The organism is Pseudomonas sp. COR18 (assembly GCF_048568395.1).
In the GTDB taxonomy this organism is placed as follows: Bacteria; Pseudomonadota; Gammaproteobacteria; order Pseudomonadales; family Pseudomonadaceae; genus Aquipseudomonas; species Aquipseudomonas fuscovaginae_B.
The window spans coordinates 2,329,208-2,347,029 of record NZ_CP183808.1 but is presented as its reverse complement, the minus strand read 5'-3'; the positions used below and the strand labels follow the sequence as shown (position 1 = coordinate 2,347,029).

Sequence of the window (17,822 nt, the reverse complement as noted above, 5' to 3'; positions counted from 1 at the left end):
GCGCGCTGCGTGGTAACGCCTCCCTGGATGCTCTGCGTTACAGGCTGAATTGCCACGCAGAGCGTGAACGATCAGTGCAGCTTGCAGGGGCGAGGAACGCTCAATCCGGCTGAAACGGCGACGCGCTGAGAATCACCCCGGTTTCCTCGACATAGCGCTGCCAATGTTCGATCAGCGTCGCCAGCCGCTCCGGCTGTGCCTCGGCCAGGTCGTGGATTTCTCCTGGATCGGCACTCAGGTCGTATAGCTGCCAGGTCGCCGGGCCCACCGGGCCGGGGATATACACCGCCTTCCAGTGGCCCTGGCGAATCGCCCGGCGGCCGAACAGCTCCCAGCCCGTCACCGTGTGTTCGTCGTGCACTTGCGCGGTCTCGCCGGACAGGAAGCCCAGCCACGACTTGCCCCGCAGCGGCGCCACTTCCCTGCCGTGCCAGCGCTTGCCCGGATGGCGCACGCCGGCCAGGTCGAGAATGGTCGGGGTGATGTCCATCACCGTGGCAAAGCCATGGCTGATCTGCCCTGGCCGGGTCAGCGGCGGGTAGTGCAGCAACGCCGGCACACGGATGCCGCCCTCGGTGGTGAAGGCCTTGAACAGCCGCGACGGCGCCGTCGCCGCCTGGGCCCAGGCCGGGCCGTACCAGACGTAGGAGTTGGCCCGGCCGATGTTCTCCAGGCTGTTGTCGTAATGCCGGTCCAGGTAGCCGAGCAGTTCCGGGCCGAACTTGGGGAAGGCTTCCAGCAGGGCACCTTCGGCACCGTTGTCGGACATGAACAGGATGAAGGTGTTGTCCAGCAGGCCCTGCTTGCGCAGGTAAGCCACGACCCTGCCGATGTTCCAGTCCATCCGCTCGACCATCGCCGCATACACCTCCATGGCCCGCGCCGAGCGCTGGCGCTGTTCCTCGCTCAGCGAGTCCCACTCGGCGCTCAGGCCGAGCAGCGGATGCGGCTCGACCGCGCTGTCGACCAGACCCAGTTGCCGCAGCTTTTCCAGGCGTTCCAGGCGCAGCACTTCAGGGCCGGCGTCATAGCGCCCCTTGTAGCGGGCGACCACCTCGGCCGGCGCCTGCAACGGCCAGTGCGGCGCGGAAAACGGCAGGTAGGCGAAGAACGGCTGGCTCTGGTCGCGTTCCTTGAGGTACTGCAGCAGCTTGTCGGCGAAGGCATCGGAGGAATAGAAATCCGCCGGCAACCGTTCGACGAAATCCTGGTTTTCGATGTACAGCGCCGGGGTCGATTTGAGCAGGCCCGGGGTGGTCTCGTCGTAGGTCGGCTCGAAACCGTAGTGGTTGGCCGCGCCCGGCAGCAGCGAGAACGAGCGCTGGAAACCGCGCGCGTGAGGCGCCTGTTCGGCGGTCAGGCCCAGGTGCCACTTGCCGCTGATCCAGGTCTGGTAGCCGGATTCGCGCAGCAGCTCGGGTAGCGCCACCACCCGGTCGTTGAGGTAGCCCTCGTATCCCGGCTTGCCGATCAGCTCCGGGGTCAGCGCCTCGGCCATGGTGCCGATGCCGGCGATATGGTGGTCAGTGCCGGTCAGCAGCATCGAGCGGGTCGGCGAGCAGGTCGGCGCGGTGTGGAAGTCGGTCAGGCGCAGGCCGCCATGGGCCAGGGCATCGAGGTTCGGCGTGGCGATCTCGCCGCCGAAGGCGCCAAGGTCGGAAAAGCCGAGGTCGTCGGCCAGGATCACCAGGAAGTTCGGACGTTGCGCCATGTCGGGGTTCCTCTCAGCAGGCGATGAAGGTCAGGGGCAGGTCGCGGATCTGTTCGGGTTGCGGCGGCTGGTAGTGGTCGTCGCTGGTCAATTCATGCAGCAGCTCCTCGCGCAGGCGGTGGAACTCGAAGCCGCTGCGCTGGCGCGGATGGGGCAGGGCGATCTCGACCACGCGTTTGATCCGCCCGGGGCGCGGCTCCATCACCACCACTCGGTCGGCGAGGAAAATCGCCTCTTCCACATCGTGGGTGACCAGCAGCGTGGTGATCTTCGCCCGTTCGCGGATCGCCAGCAGTTCGTCCTGCATCTGCTGGCGGGTCAGCGCGTCGAGGGCGCCGAACGGCTCGTCCAGCAGCAGAATGCGTGGGCTGGCCACCAGCCCGCGGGCGATCGCCACGCGTTGGGCCATGCCGCCGGAGAGCTGGTGCGGATAGGCGCGGGCGAAGTCGGCCAGGCCGACCAGTTGGATGAACTGCTCGATGCGCCGCTGGCGTTCGCGCTTGTCCAGCGCTTCGTTGACCAGGCCCAGGCCGATGTTCTCCTCGACCGTCAGCCAGGGAAACAGCCGGTGCTCCTGGAAGACGATGCCGCGTTCGCTGCCGATGCCGTCGACCACCCGGCCATCGACGCGGATTTCGCCGCGAAAGGCGGTGTCCAGGCCGATCAGCAGGCGCAGCAGGGTGGATTTGCCGCAGCCGCTGGAGCCGACGATGGCGACGAATTCGCCTTCGCCGATGTCCAGGCTGAAATTGTCGATAGCCTGCAGTTCGGCGCCGTCGACGTCGAAGGATTTGCCGACCTGGTTGAAACTGACCAGTGCTGTGTTCATGCGTGTCTCCAGCGGGTGGCGCGGGTTTCGAGGCGTTGGCCGAGCAGGTTGATCAGCGCGCCGGTGAGGCCGACCACGAGCATGCCGGCCATGATCACGTTCATCTGCAGCAACTGCTGCGCGCCGATCATCAGCGAGCCGATGCCGCCGTTGGACGGCATGAAATATTCGGCGCCGAGGGTGCCGAGCCAGGCGTAGACCAGGCTCAGGCGCAGGCCGGCGAAGATCCCCGGCGCGGCGCCGGGCAGCACCAGCCTGCGCAGCCGCTGCCAGAGGTTCAGACGCAGCACCCGGGCCGCTTCGGTCAGTTGTGGCGAAAGGTTGGCGACGCTGCGTTGGGTGGCGATGAACAGTGGGAAGAACGCGGCGAGGCCGACGAACACCACCTTGGCCCCTTCGCCCAGGCCGAACCAGGCGGTGATCAGCGGCACCCAGGCGAAGATCGCGATCTGGCGCAGCGCCGACAGGCTGGGGCCGAGCAGGCGTTCGGAGGTCCTCGACAAGCCCAGCAGCAAGCCCAGGCCCAGGCCCAGCGAACCGCCGAGCAGCAGGCCGGCGAAGGTGCGCTTCAGGCTCAGGCCGAGGCCGCCCGGCAGGCTGCCGTCGAGCAGGCCGTTCCAGGTGCTGTGCAGCACCGCCAGGGGGCTGGCGAGGATGCCGCCGTCGATCCACTCAAGCTCGCTCGCCAGTTGCCAGAGCACCAGCAGCGTCAGCGGCAGCAGCCACGGTTGCAGGCGCTGCCAGCCCTGGTAACGCGGGCCCCGGGGAATCTGCGCGGTGGCTGGATGCGGCCAGTGCACCAGGCGCCGGTCGAGCAGGGCGATGCCGCGATCCATCAGCACGCCGATCACACCGATGACCAGGATGCAGACGAAGACGATATCGAGCATGAACAACTGCCGGGCGTAGACCATCAGATAGCCGATGCCCTCGCTGGAGGCCAGCAGTTCCACGGCCAGCAGCGAGGTCCAGCCGGCGGCCAGGGCCAGGCGCAAACCGGCCATGAACGCCGGCAGCGCGGCGGGCAGGATCAATCGGCGCACCAGCAGGTAGGGCGACAATCGCAGTACCGCGGCGGCCTCGCGCAGGCGCGGTTGGGCATCACGCACGCCCACCAGGGTGTGCAGGGTCACCGGGACCACGATGGCCTTGATCAGCACCACCAGCTTGAGCAGTTCGCCGATGCCGAAAAACACCATGAACAGCGGAATCCAGGCCAGGGTCGGAATCTGCGCCAGGGCACTGAAGGTGGGGAATACCAGGCGCTCGGCGCGACGGCTGAAACCGAGACTGGCGCCGAGCAAGGCGCCGAGGCCGACACCCGCGAGCAGGCCGTACAGCAGCCGTTGCAGGCTGATCCACAAATGGCCCCACAGCTCGCCGCTGCCCAGCTCCAGTGCGCTTTGCGCCACCAGCGCGGGCGACGGCAGGATCTGCTGGCTCATCCAGTGCTGACGGCTGGCGGTCCACCACAAGGCGGCGAGGGCCAGCGGCAGCAGCCAGGGCAACAGGTGCCGACCCAGGTTGGGCCAGCGCCGGTAGGTCCCGGCGGGCGGTAGCGTCAGCGGCAGGCTGAGCAGAGAAACACGGGCCATGGCGGACCTCCGTTGTCGGTTTCCGGGCGATGCACGGCGTGAAGGTAAATATGCTTCTTCGATCTATAAATAATCTTATCGATTCTATTGAGAGATAAGGAAAGGCCATTTAAGGCTCGTGTGGAGCAGGCATCCAATGCATTCGGAGAATATTTTCCATGCGTTTGCTGCATATCCGCGCAGCGACGGGGTTTGACGGCTTATATTTCCTAAAGTTACTAAAATGTGAATTATTAGTATTTTATTGTTGGTGAGAACTGTGCCTACCTTCAGCGCCTCGAAGCCTGTCACCAAGGAGCACCCACCATGAAAACCCTGTTCAATGGCCGTCTTGCCCGGCTGTTCGCCACCCCTTTGCTGGCCGGCGTGCTGAGCGGCGTGTCGCTGTCTGGCGCAGCGGCCGAGGTCAGGGAGATCCGCATCGCGGTGCCCGACCTGAGCGCCGGCACGCAGCACAGCGGCGGGGGCGTGGTGGATGTGCTGCGCAGCCAGCAGATCCTGGAAAAGGCCTTTGCCGACCAGGGCATCAGGATCCAGTGGAATTTCTTCAAGGGCGCCGGCCCGGTGATCAACGAGGCGATCGCCAATGGTCAGGTGGACTTTGCCTATCTGGGCGACCTGGCGTCGATCATCGGCAAGTCCAACGGGCTGGATACGCGGCTGCTGAGTGCGACCGCACGCGGGGTCAAGCAGTACCTGGGCGTGGTGCCCGGTTCCGGGATCAATTCCCTGCAGGACCTCAAGGGCAAGCGCGTGGCGGTGTTCCGTGGCACCGCCTCGCAACTGTCCTTCGATGCCGCGCTGGCCAGCCAGGGCCTGAGCGAGAAGGACCTCAAGGTCATCAACCTGGACTTCAGCGCGGCGGTGGCGGCACTGGCGGCAAAACAGGTCGATGCGTCCTGGGGCGGTTCGAACCTGACGGCGTTGCAGGCCAAGGGCCTGGCCGAATTGCCGGTGACCACCAGGACACTGGGCGGTGCGGGCAGCATCCAGAGTGTGCTGCTGGGCTCGGGAGCGTTCGTCGATGCCCACCCGGAACTGGTCGCCCAACTGCTCAAGGCGCAACAGCAGGCGGTGGACTGGCTGACCCGGGAGGACAACAAGGACGCCTATGTGCAGCTGGTTTCCGGACTGGCGAGTTATCCACAGGTGATTCTGCAACAGGACCTCAAGGACGAGAAACTGAGCGAAATTTTCCCTTCGCAGCTGGACCCGGTCTTCCTCGGCAAGTTGCAGGATTCGGTGGACCTGGCGGCGCAGCAGAAGCTGATTCGCCGGCCGTTCAAGGTGACGGACTGGGTGGCGCCGAACCTGGCGGCGGCGGGGCTGTGATCAGCGTTGCTCTTTAGGGCTTGTCGCGGCGGCGAACCGCCGCGAACAGGACAGTCAGACCGCCACCCGTTCCTCCTGGCTATCCACAGCCACCAGCGTCTCGATCATCGCCCGCGCCGCCGGCGACAGCCGGAACCCGGTGCGGCTGACGATGCCGCAGCGCGCGCTCAGGTGCTCGATGTTTTGCGGCAGGTTGCGCCAATGCAGCTGTACCAGCGCATCCTTCTCCACATCCTCCTCGAACGCCTCCCGACTGCCCAGCCCAATGGCGTTGGAACGGCGCACGATCTTCACCAGCGCCGGAAAATGCTCGGTCTCGATGTTCGGCGAAAAGTCCGTGCGCCCACTCAGATTCGCCAGCACCTTGCGAATGCCCGGCGGAATCAGCGTGGTCGCCAGCGGGTAGTCGAACATGTCGTTGGTCGACAGGCTTTCCTTGGCCAGCAACGGATGCCCCGGCCGGCAGAAGAACACCCCGCCACGGGGCCGCAGCGCCTGGGTCTGGAAATTCGGGTCGGCCTCGAAATGACGGATGTCGGCGATGAAGAACTCGATCTCCTCGCGGCTCAGGCTGCGGCTGAGCCGTTCCCAGTTATCCACACGGAAGCGCGTGTGCACCTTCGGGTGGGCGTTGAGGAACCGCGCCACCGCTTCCGGCACCAGCTTCACCGCCGGTGCCGGGCCACAACCGAAGCGCAACTCGCCGGCATCGAGCTTGGTCATCTGCGTCACTTCGGCACTGAGCAGCGCCGCGCCCTGCACCAGGCTCAGGGCGTGCTGCAGCACTACCTGGCCTTCGGGGGTGGGGCGCAGGTCCTTGTTGCCGCGGTCCACCAGCACGCAGCCGAACTCCTGCTCCAGCCCCTGGATACTGCGGCTGAAGGCCGGCTGAGTGATGCCCATGGCGTCCGCCGCACGGACAAAACTGCGGTGTTCGTTGAGGGCGATGAAGTAACGCAACTGGCGAAGATCCATATGCTTTCCCGGCATCCGAAAAATAGCTCGAAGGTATTTGCGACGAGCAGGGCTTGAGGTTTTAAATGCAAGCTCTTATTCCGTCAACGAAGCATGTCAATATCTATTAGATGTAAATGGAATATAGATAGAGCATTGCTTCGCGGCGGCTCCAACCGCAAGCAGTCGACGAGGGACCTTCCATGAGCAATGCCGCACTGGCTGTAAAACCCGCTGTACACGCCCTGGACATTCACCCGGTGGCCGGTCGGATCGGTGCCGAGATCCGTGGCGTCGCGTTGTCCGGTGACCTGGATGCCCGTGTCATCGAGGCGATCCAGCAGGCGCTGTTGCAGTACAAGGTGATCTTCTTCCGTGGCCAGACCCACCTCGACGACCAGAGCCAGGAGGCCTTTGCCCACCTGCTCGGCGAGCCGGTGGCGCACCCGACGGTGCCGGTGCGCGACGGCACCCGCTACCTGATGGAACTGGACGGCACCCAGGGCCAGCGGGCCAACTCCTGGCACACCGACGTGACCTTCGTCGACGCCTATCCGAAAGCCTCGATCCTGCGCTCGGTACTGGCCCCGGCGGCCGGTGGCGACACCGTGTGGGCGAACGCGGCGGCGGCCTACGAGGAACTGCCGGCGGAACTGCGCGAACTGGCGGACAAGCTCTGGGCGGTGCACAGCAACGAGTACGACTACGCCGGTCTGCGGCCGAACGTCTCGGCGCAGGCGCAGGAACGCTATCGCCAGGTGTTCACCTCCACCGTGTACGAAACCGAACATCCGGTGGTGCGCGTGCACCCGATCAGCGGCGAGCGCAGCCTGCTGCTGGGGCACTTCGTCAAGCGTATCAAGGGCTACCTGCCGGCGGATTCGGCGCATCTGTTCAGCGTGCTGCAGAGCCACGTGACGCGCCTGGAAAACACTGTGCGCTGGCGCTGGCAGACCGGTGACGTGGCGATCTGGGACAACCGTGCGACCCAGCACTACGCGGTCGACGACTACGGCACCCAGGCGCGCATCGTGCGCCGGGTGACGCTCAAGGGCGAGGTGCCGGTGGGGGTGCAGGGGCAGCGCAGCCAGACCCTTCGCGGGGCAAGCTGAAGACCATACCCCGATCGTTCCCACGCAGAGCGTGGGAACGATCAGTTCATCCCGCCAGTCACCAGACCCCGATCTGCACCACCTTCTCCGTCTCCGGCTCGCCATAGCGGAACCGCTGCCCACGCAGGTCGATCTCCTCATGGCTGATGGTGGTCCGGCGCTTGAGGCCGCGCAGCCAGTCGAGCAGATGGCCCAGGTGTTCCTCGCGCACCGCCGCGAACGCCGGGTCGGCGCCGAGGTCGTGCAACTCCTGTGGATCATTTTCCAGGTCGAACAATTGCGGGCGGAAGCCGTCGTAGGCCAGGTATTTCCAGCGCTCGCTGCGCACCATGGTCATCCGGCAACGGTCGATCGGCTGGCCCAGTCGCTCCCGCGCCGGCGCCTGGAAGGCATAGTCGTATTCGGCGATGGCATAGCGGCGCCAGTCCGGCTGTTCGCCATGCAGCAGCGGCACCAGCGAACGCCCCTCCAGCCGATGCTCCGCCCCCGGCAGCCCCAGCGCGTCGAGAAAGGTCGGCAGCGCGTCGATGGTTTCCACCAGCCGCTCATCCACCGTGCCCCGGGTACTGTCCGCTGTCGCACGTGGGTCGCGCACGATCAGCGGCACGCCGACTGCAGGTTCGAGCAGGAACTCCTTCTCGCCGAGGAAGTGATCGCCGAGGAAGTCGCCGTGGTCGCTGGTGAAGACGATCAGTGTGTCGTCCCAGCGCCCGCTCTGCTGCAGCACATCGAACAGTCGTCCGAGCTGGTCGTCCACCTGTCTGATCAGGCCCATGTAGGTCGGCACCACGTTCAGGCGCACTTCGTCGCGGGAGAAGTTCAGGCTTTCCTCATGCTGGCGGAAGGCGTTGTACACCGGGTGGTCGCTGGCCGCGCCAGGCGCCGGGCGGACCGGCGCGATCACCTGCTCGCGCCCGTACAGCGCGTGATACGGCGCCGGGGCGATGTACGGCCAATGCGGCTTGATGTACGACAGGTGCAGGCACCAGGGCCGCTCGCCCTGTTCGCGGATGAAGTCGATGGCACGGTCGGTGGTGTACACGGTTTCCGAGTGCTGTTGGGGAATCCGCGCCGGCCGGTGGGCGTTGCGCATCTTCCAGCCGCTGAGGATTTCACCGTCGCTGCCTTCGGCGGCGTTGGCCCAGTCGTGCCAGGGATTCTCGCCGCTGTAGCCGAGTTCGCGCAGGTAATGGGTGTAGGGTGCCGATTCACGCTTGTCGGCGAACAGCGGGCTGTCGGGGTAGATGCCGTCGTGGCGCATCCAGGGTTCGAAGCCGACCTCGTTCAGCGGCTCGGCCTGCGGGCTGTCGGGGTCGATGGCCAACCGTTGCAGGGCGTCGAGATTGGGCGTGGCGTGGGTCTTGCCGACCAGTGCGGTGCGGATGCCGTGGGGCCGCAGGTAATCGCCGAGGGTCAGTTCCTCCAGCGGCAGCGGTACGGCGTTCCAGGCCACCTGGTGGCTGCTGACATAACGCCCGGTATAGGCCGACATCCGCGACGGGCCGCAGATGGTGCCCTGGGTATAGGCGCGGCTGAAACGCACGCCGGCGGCGGCCAGGCGGTCGATGTTCGGCGTGTGCAGGTGAGGGTGGCCGTAGCAGGACAGGTAATCGCGACGCAGCTGGTCGCACATGATGTAGAGCACGTTGCGCACGTGGGACATGGGGGTTCACCGCGGTGGAGGACAGGTAGGCGATTTCGCGGGCCGGGGCGGGTTTCGGCAAGTGCATTCGGTGACTGTTTTTCATGCATCCGGTGCATGGCGGTGGGGCATGAGGGCCTATTCGCGGGCAAGCCCGGCTCCTACAGGGTTCACGTACCGTATGTGGGAGCCGGGCTTGCCCGCGAATAGGTCATCTCAGACAGCCACCTGCTCCAGATTGCACACCTCACCCACCTCCACCGCATCCTCGCACTTGATCTGCTCGATCATCGCCTCGGCCAGCGGCGACAGCCGATACCCGGCGCGGCTGACGATACCGTAGCGGGTGTACAGCTCCTCCAGGTCATCGGCCAACCCCTCGACCTTCAACCGGGTCAACTCGCCTCGGGCATATTCCCAGGCGTCGCTGTTTTCCCCGCAGATGCCGATGGCATCCGAGCGCAACACCACACCGAGCAGGCTGAAGGCACTTTCGCACTCCACCTGCGGGGTGAAATCCGGTCGGCCGCTGAGGTCGGCGATCACCTTGCGCAGGTTCGGCGGGCGGATCGTCGAGGCCAGTGGATAACTCAGCAACTGCTCGGCCGTCACGCTTTCGCGGGACGCCAGCGGGTGCCCGGCGCGACAGCAGAAATACCATTTGCGTGGGCGCAGGCGCTGGGTCTGGTAGTCCGGATTGGCCTCGAAATAACGGGTATCGGCGACGAAAAACTCGAACTCGTCATTGAGCAGACGCTTGCCCAGGCTCTGCCAGTCATCCACCTGGAACTGTACCCGGGCCCTGGGGTAGCGGCCGATGAAATGGCCGATGGCCTGCGGGATCAGCCCCGAAGCCGGCGCCGGGCCGCAACCGAAGCGCAGTTCGCCGGCCTCCAGGCCGTTGAACTGGCTGATCTCGTTGGCCAGTTGCTGGGCGCCGCTGACCAGCCGCCGGGCATGTTCGAGCAGGACCTGGCCCTGTTTGGTCGGCGCCAGGTCCTTGCGGCCACGGTCCACCAACTGGCAGCCGGCACTGTGCTCCAGGGCCTGGATGCTGCGGCTGAAGGCCGATTGCGAGAGGTTCACCGCCAACGCGGCGGCGACGAAGCTGCGGTGCTCGGCGAGGGCAATGAAGTGGCGAAGTTGGCGCAGATCGATATGCATTTTTCACATAAAAAATATCGGGGAAATGCATTGGCTATGCATCCGCTCGACTCCTTATAAAGGCAATCTTTTATGCAGTAAATCTTTGTAAAAACATAAATAAATAACTTTAAAGAATATACAGGTTGTATATTTTTTGATCGGGAGCCGCCCATGACTTCGCCCAATCCAGCAGTGCACCACCCTTCCCGACGGCTCAAGCGCTTGCCCCTGGCCCTGTTGCTGGCGGGGAGCGCCAGCTGGTCGCTGGGCCATGCCGCCGAGAGCGAGACCCCGCAGGAGGCTGCGCCGGCCGCCACTACCAGCAAGGCCAAGTCCGACAGCGGGCGCCTGGACACCGTGACCGTTACCGCCCGGCGCCGTGAGGAGAGTTCGCAGAGCGTGCCCACGCCGATCAGTGTGGTCAGTGGCCAGGCCCTGGAAAGCCAGCGGGTCTATCGCATCCAGGACCTGCAGCAACTGGTGCCCAGCGTGAACGTTGCCTACATGCATGCGCGCCAGTCCAGCGTGTCGATCCGCGGCCTGGGCAACAACCCGGCCAGCGACGGCCTGGAAGGCAGCGTCGGGCTGTACATCGACAACGTCTACCTGGGGCGGCCTGGCATGGCGGTGTTCGACCTGATGGATATCGAACAGCTGGAAGTGCTGCGCGGCCCCCAGGGTACGCTGTTCGGCAAGAACACCACCGCCGGGGTTATCAACATCAACACCCGCGCGCCGAGTTTCACCCCGGAGCGCAGCATCGAGACGTCGGTGGGCGAGGACGGCTACTTCCAGACCAAGGGCAGCCTTTCCGGGCCGATCAACGACCAGTTGGCCGGGCGCCTGTCGGCCTATCGCACCCGCAGCGATGGCGACATCAGGAATGAGTACGACGGTCACGACCTCAACGGCGGCTCGCGCGACGGTTTCCGCGCGCAATTGCTGTTCAAGCCCAACGAGAACTTCAACCTGCGCTGGATCGGCGACTACAACGAGGAAGACTCCAGCGCCGGTACCCGCGTGCTGTACAGCACCGGGCCGACCATCAACGGCGTCAATCTCTACCAGTCGCGGGCCGCTGCCGCCGGGGCGACCCTGGTCAATGGCGCGGATCGCAAGGTCAATCTCAATGGCCAGCAGCGGGTCACGGTGTTCCAGGGCGGCAGTTCCCTGGAGGCCAACTGGACCCTGCCCAGCGACTTCACCCTGACTTCGGTCAGTTCCTACCGCTGGTGGAATTTCACCCCACGCAACGACGACGGGCTCAACACCACCGCGTACTACAACGCCGGGGTCTCGGTGGAGGACAAGCAGTGGTCCCAGGAAATTCGCCTGGCCTCGCCCACCGGCGGCTTCTTCGACTATGTTCTGGGGGCCTACTACTTCGGCTCCAGGCTCGATAACAAGAGTTTCAACTACTACGGGCCCCAGGCCGACATCTGGAACGGCACCGCCACCGGTGCGCTGAACAACGTCACCAGCATTGGCAATGGCCATATCGAAACCGACAGCTTCGCGCTGTTCGCCCAGGGCACCTGGCACCTGACCGAGCGCCTGGACTTCACCGCCGGTCTGCGTGGCAGCTACGAGGAAAAAAGCGCCTGGGTGACCCGTGATGCCCCGCTCGGCGGTGCCGCGGTGACCGGTGCCGCCGCCAACGCCCGGCGTGCCCGCGCCGGCGCCTACGACTCCGGCAACCTCAGCCAGTACAGCACCAGCCCGTCCGGCCTGCTCAACCTGAGCTATCGCTTCAGTGACGACCTGCTCGGCTACGCGACCCTGTCCCATGGCGAGAAGTCCGGCGGGGTGAACCTCGCGGTCGGCTCGGCACCCACCGCCGGTGCCGACTCACTGCTGATCGGCACCGAGCGGGCGAACAACGCCGAGCTGGGCTTCAAGAGCACACTGTGGGACAAGCGCCTGCAACTCAATGCCAACCTGTTCTGGACCCAGGTCAACGGCTACCAGACCAACGCCTACGACGACGCCAACCGCGTGCAGTACCTGACCAACGCCGGCTCGGTGCGCTCGCGCGGGGTGGAGGTCGAGAGCACACTGATTCCCGTGCGTGGCCTGACGCTCAACCTCAACGGTTCCTACAACGATGTGCGGTACTTGTCCTATAAGGATGCGCCATGCCCGCCGGAAGTCAGCCTGCGTCCGGGGGCACCGGCGTCCTGCGACCTTACCGGGCACCAGGTGGTCGGGGCCTCGAAGTGGATCGCCAATGCCAACGGCGAGTACAAGTGGAACCTGGAGAACGGCCTGGAACCCTACGTCACCGCCAGCTATGCGTTCCGCTCCAAGGCAGTGGGCACGGTCGAGGACTCCAGCTACGGGCAGATCCCCAGCTACGCCGTGGTCAACCTGTCCACCGGCCTGCGCGGCGATTTCAACCAGGGCCAGTGGGATGTCTCGCTGTGGCTGAAGAACGCCTTCGACAAGACCTACTACACCACCCTCTGGACCGCCAGCAACGGCGGCTATGAAGGCTTGCTCGGTACGCCGCGGACCCTGGGGGTGACCGGGCGTTATGACTTCTGATTCTTGGTCATGGCATGTCAGTTGTCATGGTTCGATCCGTGGCAATAAGTTATTCGTAACTTAAGTAGTGCATATAGCCAATCGATTGGAAAATAACGTGGTGGTGTATTGGACAGAAACCGCAAGTCCGACCATTCTGGATTTCGTGAGTTTCAGGAGAGGCTCACTTTCATCGGAAGAACGTATTAATGACATAAGGAGCACGCATCATGTCGAGCATCAATGGAACTTATGTAAATTCGAACTCGAATGCCAAGCTGGTCGTCACCGACGGCAACGACGCCAACGGTTCCTTCAGTGGGCAGATCACCCAGGCGGGGGTGAACTACAGCGTCACCGGGCACTACCACTTCCAGAACAGCACCGGCCAGCCTACGATCATTGCCTTCACCGGCTACAACGATGGTCACGGCTACGTCACCTTCGCGGCCTTCTCGCCAGACCACAACTACGCGAAACTGAGAGCCAGCGGATCGCGTACCACCTTTGACGGCGAAGTGGTCGGCCTGGGTGGCGAGTTCGTCAAACAGTAGTAAAAGTGCCGCGACATACTGCCGAAGAAGCAACTGGGCGAGTGGAACTATCCATCTGTCGGGGGCGTGACTTCGGCGGTATGTATTATTGTTTTCGAAATAAGATAAAGTTGCTTGTCTAGTTGTTTTCGAAATTCTTGATGTCCCTCGTTTTTGCCACTCCTGACTATTTTCCCAGCATTCAAGTCCAGATGCTGCCAGTTCTCGCGTGGACGGAATTTCCCTCGTCGAGGCGGTTTGCGCGTCTCGATTCGATGCCTTTCGGGAATATTTTTCATGCCTGAAAAGCATCGGTTTTTCACCGATAGGCTGCAGCCCTTGAAACACGCGGCCTTGCGCGGATCGGTAAAAACACATATTCACTTTAGGCATATCCATAACTTCAAAGATTACTTTAAGGACTAAGCAGCCTGCGGGGATCATCGACACCTCAAGGCCCCCACGTGCGCCGCGACGATTTTTAGCTGAAGACCGCAGGAGTGATTCAATGGGCAATGTCCAGACCGCTGCCAGTGCACACGAGGTGCTCTGGCGCCAGGCACCGGGTGGCGAGTTGGTCGATCTCGGCCGGCCGCACCGTGCGCCGCTGGGGCAACTGCGCCTGCAGAAAGCCCCCAAGGGCATTCTCAGCCGGCGCGAGGCGGTGTTGCTCGGGGCGTTCGCCCTGGTGCTGCATGGCGCGGTGATCTACTGGCTGAGCCAGCAGCAGACCCCGGTACTGCCAGTGGTACCGCCGCAAATCCCGCCGATGACCATAGAGTTCTCCCAGCCGGCACCGCCCGTGGTCGAACCGCCACCGCCGGTGCAGCCTCCGCCGCCACCTCCCGTGGTGGAGCCACCGCCACCGGTGGTCGACGAACTGGCGGCGAAGCCGGCACCCCCCAAGCCGATCCCCAAGCCCAAGCCCAAGCCGAAACCGGTGCCCAAGCCTGAGCCGAAGCCTGTGCCCAAGCCGGTCGAGCAACCACCCGCACCGCCGCAGCCCGCCGCGCCGCCCGCTCCACCGGCACCGCCGGCGCCGCCTGCTCCGGCCCCGGTGACGCCTGCGTCGGCCAACGCCGCGTACCTGAAGAACCCGGCGCCGGAATACCCATCGCTGGCTCAGCGTCGCGGTTGGGAAGGCACGGTGGTGCTGCGGGTGCAGGTCCTGGCCAGCGGTAAACCGGGCGAGATACAGATTCAGAAAAGCAGTGGTCGCCAGCAACTCGACGACGCTGCCCTGGCAGCGGTGAAGCGTTGGAGCTTCGTCCCTGCCAAACAGGGCGATGTCGCCCAGGTCGGCTGGGTCAGCGTGCCCATCGACTTCAAGATCCACTGACCGGCCGCCAATGCGCTGAACGTTTTTAGAGGGAACACATCATGAGTTTACTGGCATCTCCACTTCAATCCATCGAAAGCGCGGTGATCTGGCTGCTGGTGGTCTTCTCCGTCGTCACTTGGGGCCTGGCGCTGCTCAAGGCGGTGCAGTTCGGTCGCCTGAAAGGCCAGGATCGGCGCTTCCACAAACAGTTCTGGGCCGCCTCCAGCCTCGACTCGGCCGCCGAGTTGAGCGAAACCCAGCCCGGTGCCGCAGCCCGTGTGGCCCAGGCCGGTTATGCGGCGATCCAGGTTGGTGACGGCAGCCATGCCGCCGACCTGAGCCAGGCGATCAACCACCAGGACCGTCTGGAGCGCGCCCTGCGTCAGCAGATCGTGCGTGAGCGACGTTCGCTGGAAACCGGCCTGGCGGTGGTCGCCAGTATCGGCAGTACCTCGCCGTTCATCGGTCTGTTCGGGACCGTGTGGGGGATCATGGAAGCCCTGAAAGGCATCAGCGCCGCCGGTTCCGCCAGCCTGGAAACCGTGGCCGGGCCGATCGGTGCCGCCCTGGTGGCAACGGGGGTCGGCATCGCCGTCGCCGTGCCGGCGGTGCTGGTCTACAACTACTTCCTGCGGCGTCTGAAGCTCACCGCCGCCGACCTCGACGACTTCGCCCACGACTTCTACAGCCTGGCGCAGAAGAGCGCGTTCCGCGTGCTGGTGCACCCGACCGCGAACAAGGGCGCTGCCCAGGGTTCGACGCAGAAAGTGAAGGAGGCGTCCTGACATGGCCTTTTCCACTCAAGACAGCGATGAAGTGCTGAGCGAGATCAACGTCACGCCGCTGGTGGACGTGATGCTGGTACTGCTGGTGGTGTTCATCGTCACCGCGCCGCTTTTGACCAACGCGATCCCGATCAACCTGCCCAAGACCGAAGCGGTGGCGCCGGTGGAGCAGAAGGACCCGCTGGTGGTGAGCATCGACGGCAACGGCAAGCTGTTCATCAACAAGGACGAGATCCAGCCCGACCTGCTGGAAACCAACCTCCAGGCAGCCAAGGCCAAGGACCCGGAACTGCGCGTGCAACTGCAGGCCGACAATGGCGTGAACTACGGCGAAGTGGCGCGAGCCATGGCCTCCATCGAGCGGGCGGGCATCACCAAGTTGTCGGTGATCACCGCACGCTGACCGCAACCGAACCTCGCGTTTCTCGGGCCGTTTCCTTGGCAGGGTGCGGCCCTTTTTTATTTCCGCCAGGCGTGTGCCGTCGGAGCTTCTGTAGGTGAGAGGCTTGTCGGGGCGGCGAATCGGCGTGAACCGCCGTAGGCCGCCATCAGAAACCGGATTGGATGGCCGCCCATGGGCGGTTCGCGGGCAAGCCTCGCTCCTACAAGGGGATGCTCTGATATTTCTTATTGGTATTAATAAATAGCTTCTTATTCCTTAACGAATATATCTCGCCTCCCTATACTCGATCAGGAACGCAAACGCTGGAGGAGGTGTACCCCATGCGCAACGAGTCGATTCGTTATCTGATCGTGCCGGGCTGGCAAGGATCGCCAGAAGATCATTGGCAAACCCATTGGCAGAACAGCCTGCCCAACAGCGCGCGGGTGGAACAGGCCGACTGGCTGACGCCCCGCCGCGAAGACTGGGTCGCGGCCCTGGCCGAAGCCATCGCCGCCGACAGCACGCCGGTGATCCTGATCGCCCACAGCCTGGGTTGCATCACCGTGGCCCACTGGGCCCGCACCGCGCCGGCGCACCTGCTGCATCAGGTCCAGGGGGCGCTGCTGGTGGCCCCGGCTGATGTCGAGCGGCCCGCTTGCGCGCCAGCGTTGCGTCATTTCGCGCCGATCCCGGGCGATCCGTTGCCCTTCCCGAGCCAGGTCGTCGCCTCCGACAACGATCCGGCGGTCAGCGCCCCGCGCGCCCTGGAACTGGCCCGCCAGTGGGGCGCCGAGGCCGGCATCATCAGCGGTGCCGGGCACATCAACGTCAAGTCCGGCCACCAGCGCTGGGAGCAGGGATTCGCCTACCTGTATCGCCTGCAAACCCGCATGGAACACCATTCCCTGCGCCGCGCCTGAATGTCTTTCCTCGTTCAACGCCCCCGCCACCCGGCGGATCCGGGCGGGAGTCTGTCATGAGTCTGCATGAAACCTTCGGTCAGCCATTGCTGACCTTTCCCGATGCGGAGAAAAGTCCGCTGAGCATTCGCGCCAAGGCGCTGGTGTTCGTCGATCCGCGCTCGCGCCAACTGCGCGAGGAGCTTGAACAACTGGCGCCGAAGGCGCTGCCGGTATTGATCCGCGGCGAAACCGGCAGCGGCAAGGAGCTGCTGGCCCGGCATATACACCGGGCCAGCGATCGGGGCGGGCTGTTCGTTTCGGTCAACTGCGGCGCCATCAGCCCGACCTATGCCGATGCCGAGCTGTTCGGCCATGCGGCCGGGGCCCACAGTGGCTCGGCGAGCAGCCGCGCCGGCTGGTTCGGCTCGGCCAATGGTGGCACCCTGTACCTGGACGAGATCGGCGACCTGCCGCTGCCGATCCAGATCAAGCTGCTGGCGGCCCTGGAGAACCATGAAGTCACCCGCGTCGGCGCACACCAGCCGAGCCCGGTGGACGTGCGGCTGGTCGCGGCGACCAGTATCGACCTGGCCCAGGCGGTCGCGGTGGGCAAGTTTCACGAACGGCTCTACAGTTACCTCAGCGAAGGCCGCCTGGAGCTGCCGGCGCTGCGCGAGCGGGTGGGCGACATCCTGTCGTTGGCCGAATATTTCCTCGGCATCTACAGCCAGCGGCTTAGCCTGCCGGTGCCGCTGATCAGCGAAAGCGCCCAGCGCGCCCTGGAACGCCACAGCTGGCCGGGCAATACCCGCGAGTTGGAGAACGTCATTCACTTCGCCCTGCTGGTCAGCAGTGGCGACGAGATCCTGCCGGAGCACCTGAACCTGCCGCAGCCGCTGGCGGTGATCGAGCACCTGCTTGCGGGCAGTTCGCCCGAGGAGCGGGCGGCGCTCAAGCGTCTGTTGGATTGATCGAACGTCTATGCTGTGGAGCGCTCATTCCTCCTGCGGCGTGTGCGTTCCCTGTGACTTGCTCATCCCTGTAGGAGCGTG

At 64.7% G+C, this 17,822-nt stretch carries 15 protein-coding genes; 9 read left to right on the top strand and 6 right to left on the bottom strand.

All coding sequences use genetic code 11. The features are described from left to right. Window positions 1-100: 100 nt before the first annotated feature. From ACM62G_RS10800 to ACM62G_RS10790, 3 genes are read right to left on the bottom strand one after another with little or no spacing between them, the layout of a single operon-like run. Window positions 101-1,711: an arylsulfatase gene (locus ACM62G_RS10800; protein ID WP_273825388.1), complete on the bottom strand. Its 1,611-nt coding sequence runs from the start codon at window positions 1,709-1,711 to the stop codon at window positions 101-103. A gap of 13 nt (window positions 1,712-1,724) precedes the next feature. Next, window positions 1,725-2,540, bottom strand: a complete 816-nt coding sequence (locus ACM62G_RS10795) for an ABC transporter ATP-binding protein (RefSeq protein WP_054061978.1) — start codon at window positions 2,538-2,540, stop codon at window positions 1,725-1,727. Next, window positions 2,537-4,135 (bottom strand): ABC transporter permease, encoded by a 1,599-nt coding sequence (locus ACM62G_RS10790; RefSeq protein ID WP_273825390.1) that lies wholly within the window; start codon window positions 4,133-4,135, stop codon window positions 2,537-2,539. Before ACM62G_RS10790 ends, ACM62G_RS10795 begins: the two co-directional genes overlap by 4 nt. Before the next feature lie 306 nt (window positions 4,136-4,441). On the opposite strand from ACM62G_RS10790, the gene ACM62G_RS10785 reads away from it, so the two are divergent. Beyond that, window positions 4,442-5,467, top strand: coding sequence for an ABC transporter substrate-binding protein (locus ACM62G_RS10785; protein WP_419737132.1), 1,026 nt, complete (start codon window positions 4,442-4,444; stop codon window positions 5,465-5,467). 54 nt (window positions 5,468-5,521) lie between these two features. Here ACM62G_RS10785 and ACM62G_RS10780 read toward each other — a convergent pair whose 3' ends face one another. After that, window positions 5,522-6,442: a LysR family transcriptional regulator gene (locus ACM62G_RS10780; RefSeq protein ID WP_054060965.1), complete on the bottom strand. Its 921-nt coding sequence runs from the start codon at window positions 6,440-6,442 to the stop codon at window positions 5,522-5,524. A 182-nt stretch (window positions 6,443-6,624) separates the two neighbouring features. On the opposite strand from ACM62G_RS10780, the gene ACM62G_RS10775 reads away from it, so the two are divergent. After that, window positions 6,625-7,533 (top strand): TauD/TfdA dioxygenase family protein, encoded by a 909-nt coding sequence (locus tag ACM62G_RS10775; RefSeq protein WP_273825395.1) that lies wholly within the window; start codon window positions 6,625-6,627, stop codon window positions 7,531-7,533. 58 nt (window positions 7,534-7,591) lie between these two features. Here ACM62G_RS10775 and ACM62G_RS10770 read toward each other — a convergent pair whose 3' ends face one another. Continuing rightward, complete coding sequence (locus ACM62G_RS10770) at window positions 7,592-9,196, bottom strand: alkaline phosphatase family protein (RefSeq protein WP_419737131.1); 1,605 nt, start codon at window positions 9,194-9,196, stop codon at window positions 7,592-7,594. 195 nt (window positions 9,197-9,391) lie between these two features. Beyond that, window positions 9,392-10,339 carry a LysR family transcriptional regulator gene (locus ACM62G_RS10765; RefSeq protein ID WP_273825396.1) on the bottom strand — a complete coding sequence of 316 codons (948 nt, stop codon included), beginning with the start codon at window positions 10,337-10,339 and terminating at the stop codon, window positions 9,392-9,394. A 153-nt stretch (window positions 10,340-10,492) separates the two neighbouring features. On the opposite strand from ACM62G_RS10765, the gene ACM62G_RS10760 reads away from it, so the two are divergent. From ACM62G_RS10760 to ACM62G_RS10730, 7 genes are all read left to right on the top strand, one after another. Beyond that, complete coding sequence (locus ACM62G_RS10760; protein ID WP_416771280.1) at window positions 10,493-12,865, top strand: TonB-dependent receptor; 2,373 nt, start codon at window positions 10,493-10,495, stop codon at window positions 12,863-12,865. A gap of 209 nt (window positions 12,866-13,074) precedes the next feature. Beyond that, a complete protein-coding gene (locus ACM62G_RS10755; protein ID WP_419737130.1) occupies window positions 13,075-13,398 on the top strand; it encodes a hypothetical protein in 324 nt (107 codons plus the stop codon). Between the two features lie 487 nt (window positions 13,399-13,885). Further along, complete coding sequence (locus tag ACM62G_RS10750; RefSeq protein ID WP_419737129.1) at window positions 13,886-14,716, top strand: energy transducer TonB; 831 nt, start codon at window positions 13,886-13,888, stop codon at window positions 14,714-14,716. 41 nt (window positions 14,717-14,757) lie between these two features. Continuing rightward, window positions 14,758-15,483, top strand: coding sequence for a MotA/TolQ/ExbB proton channel family protein (locus ACM62G_RS10745; protein ID WP_054061567.1), 726 nt, complete (start codon window positions 14,758-14,760; stop codon window positions 15,481-15,483). Between the two features lies 1 nt (window position 15,484). Further along, window positions 15,485-15,886: an ExbD/TolR family protein gene (locus ACM62G_RS10740; RefSeq protein ID WP_054061986.1), complete on the top strand. Its 402-nt coding sequence runs from the start codon at window positions 15,485-15,487 to the stop codon at window positions 15,884-15,886. Window positions 15,887-16,206: 320 nt separating this feature from the next. Then, window positions 16,207-16,788, top strand: a complete 582-nt coding sequence (locus ACM62G_RS10735; protein ID WP_054061987.1) for an alpha/beta hydrolase — start codon at window positions 16,207-16,209, stop codon at window positions 16,786-16,788. Between the two features lie 56 nt (window positions 16,789-16,844). After that, on the top strand, window positions 16,845-17,741 hold the full coding sequence (locus ACM62G_RS10730) for a sigma 54-interacting transcriptional regulator (protein WP_054058287.1): 897 nt from the start codon (window positions 16,845-16,847) through the stop codon (window positions 17,739-17,741). Window positions 17,742-17,822: the final 81 nt, after the last annotated feature.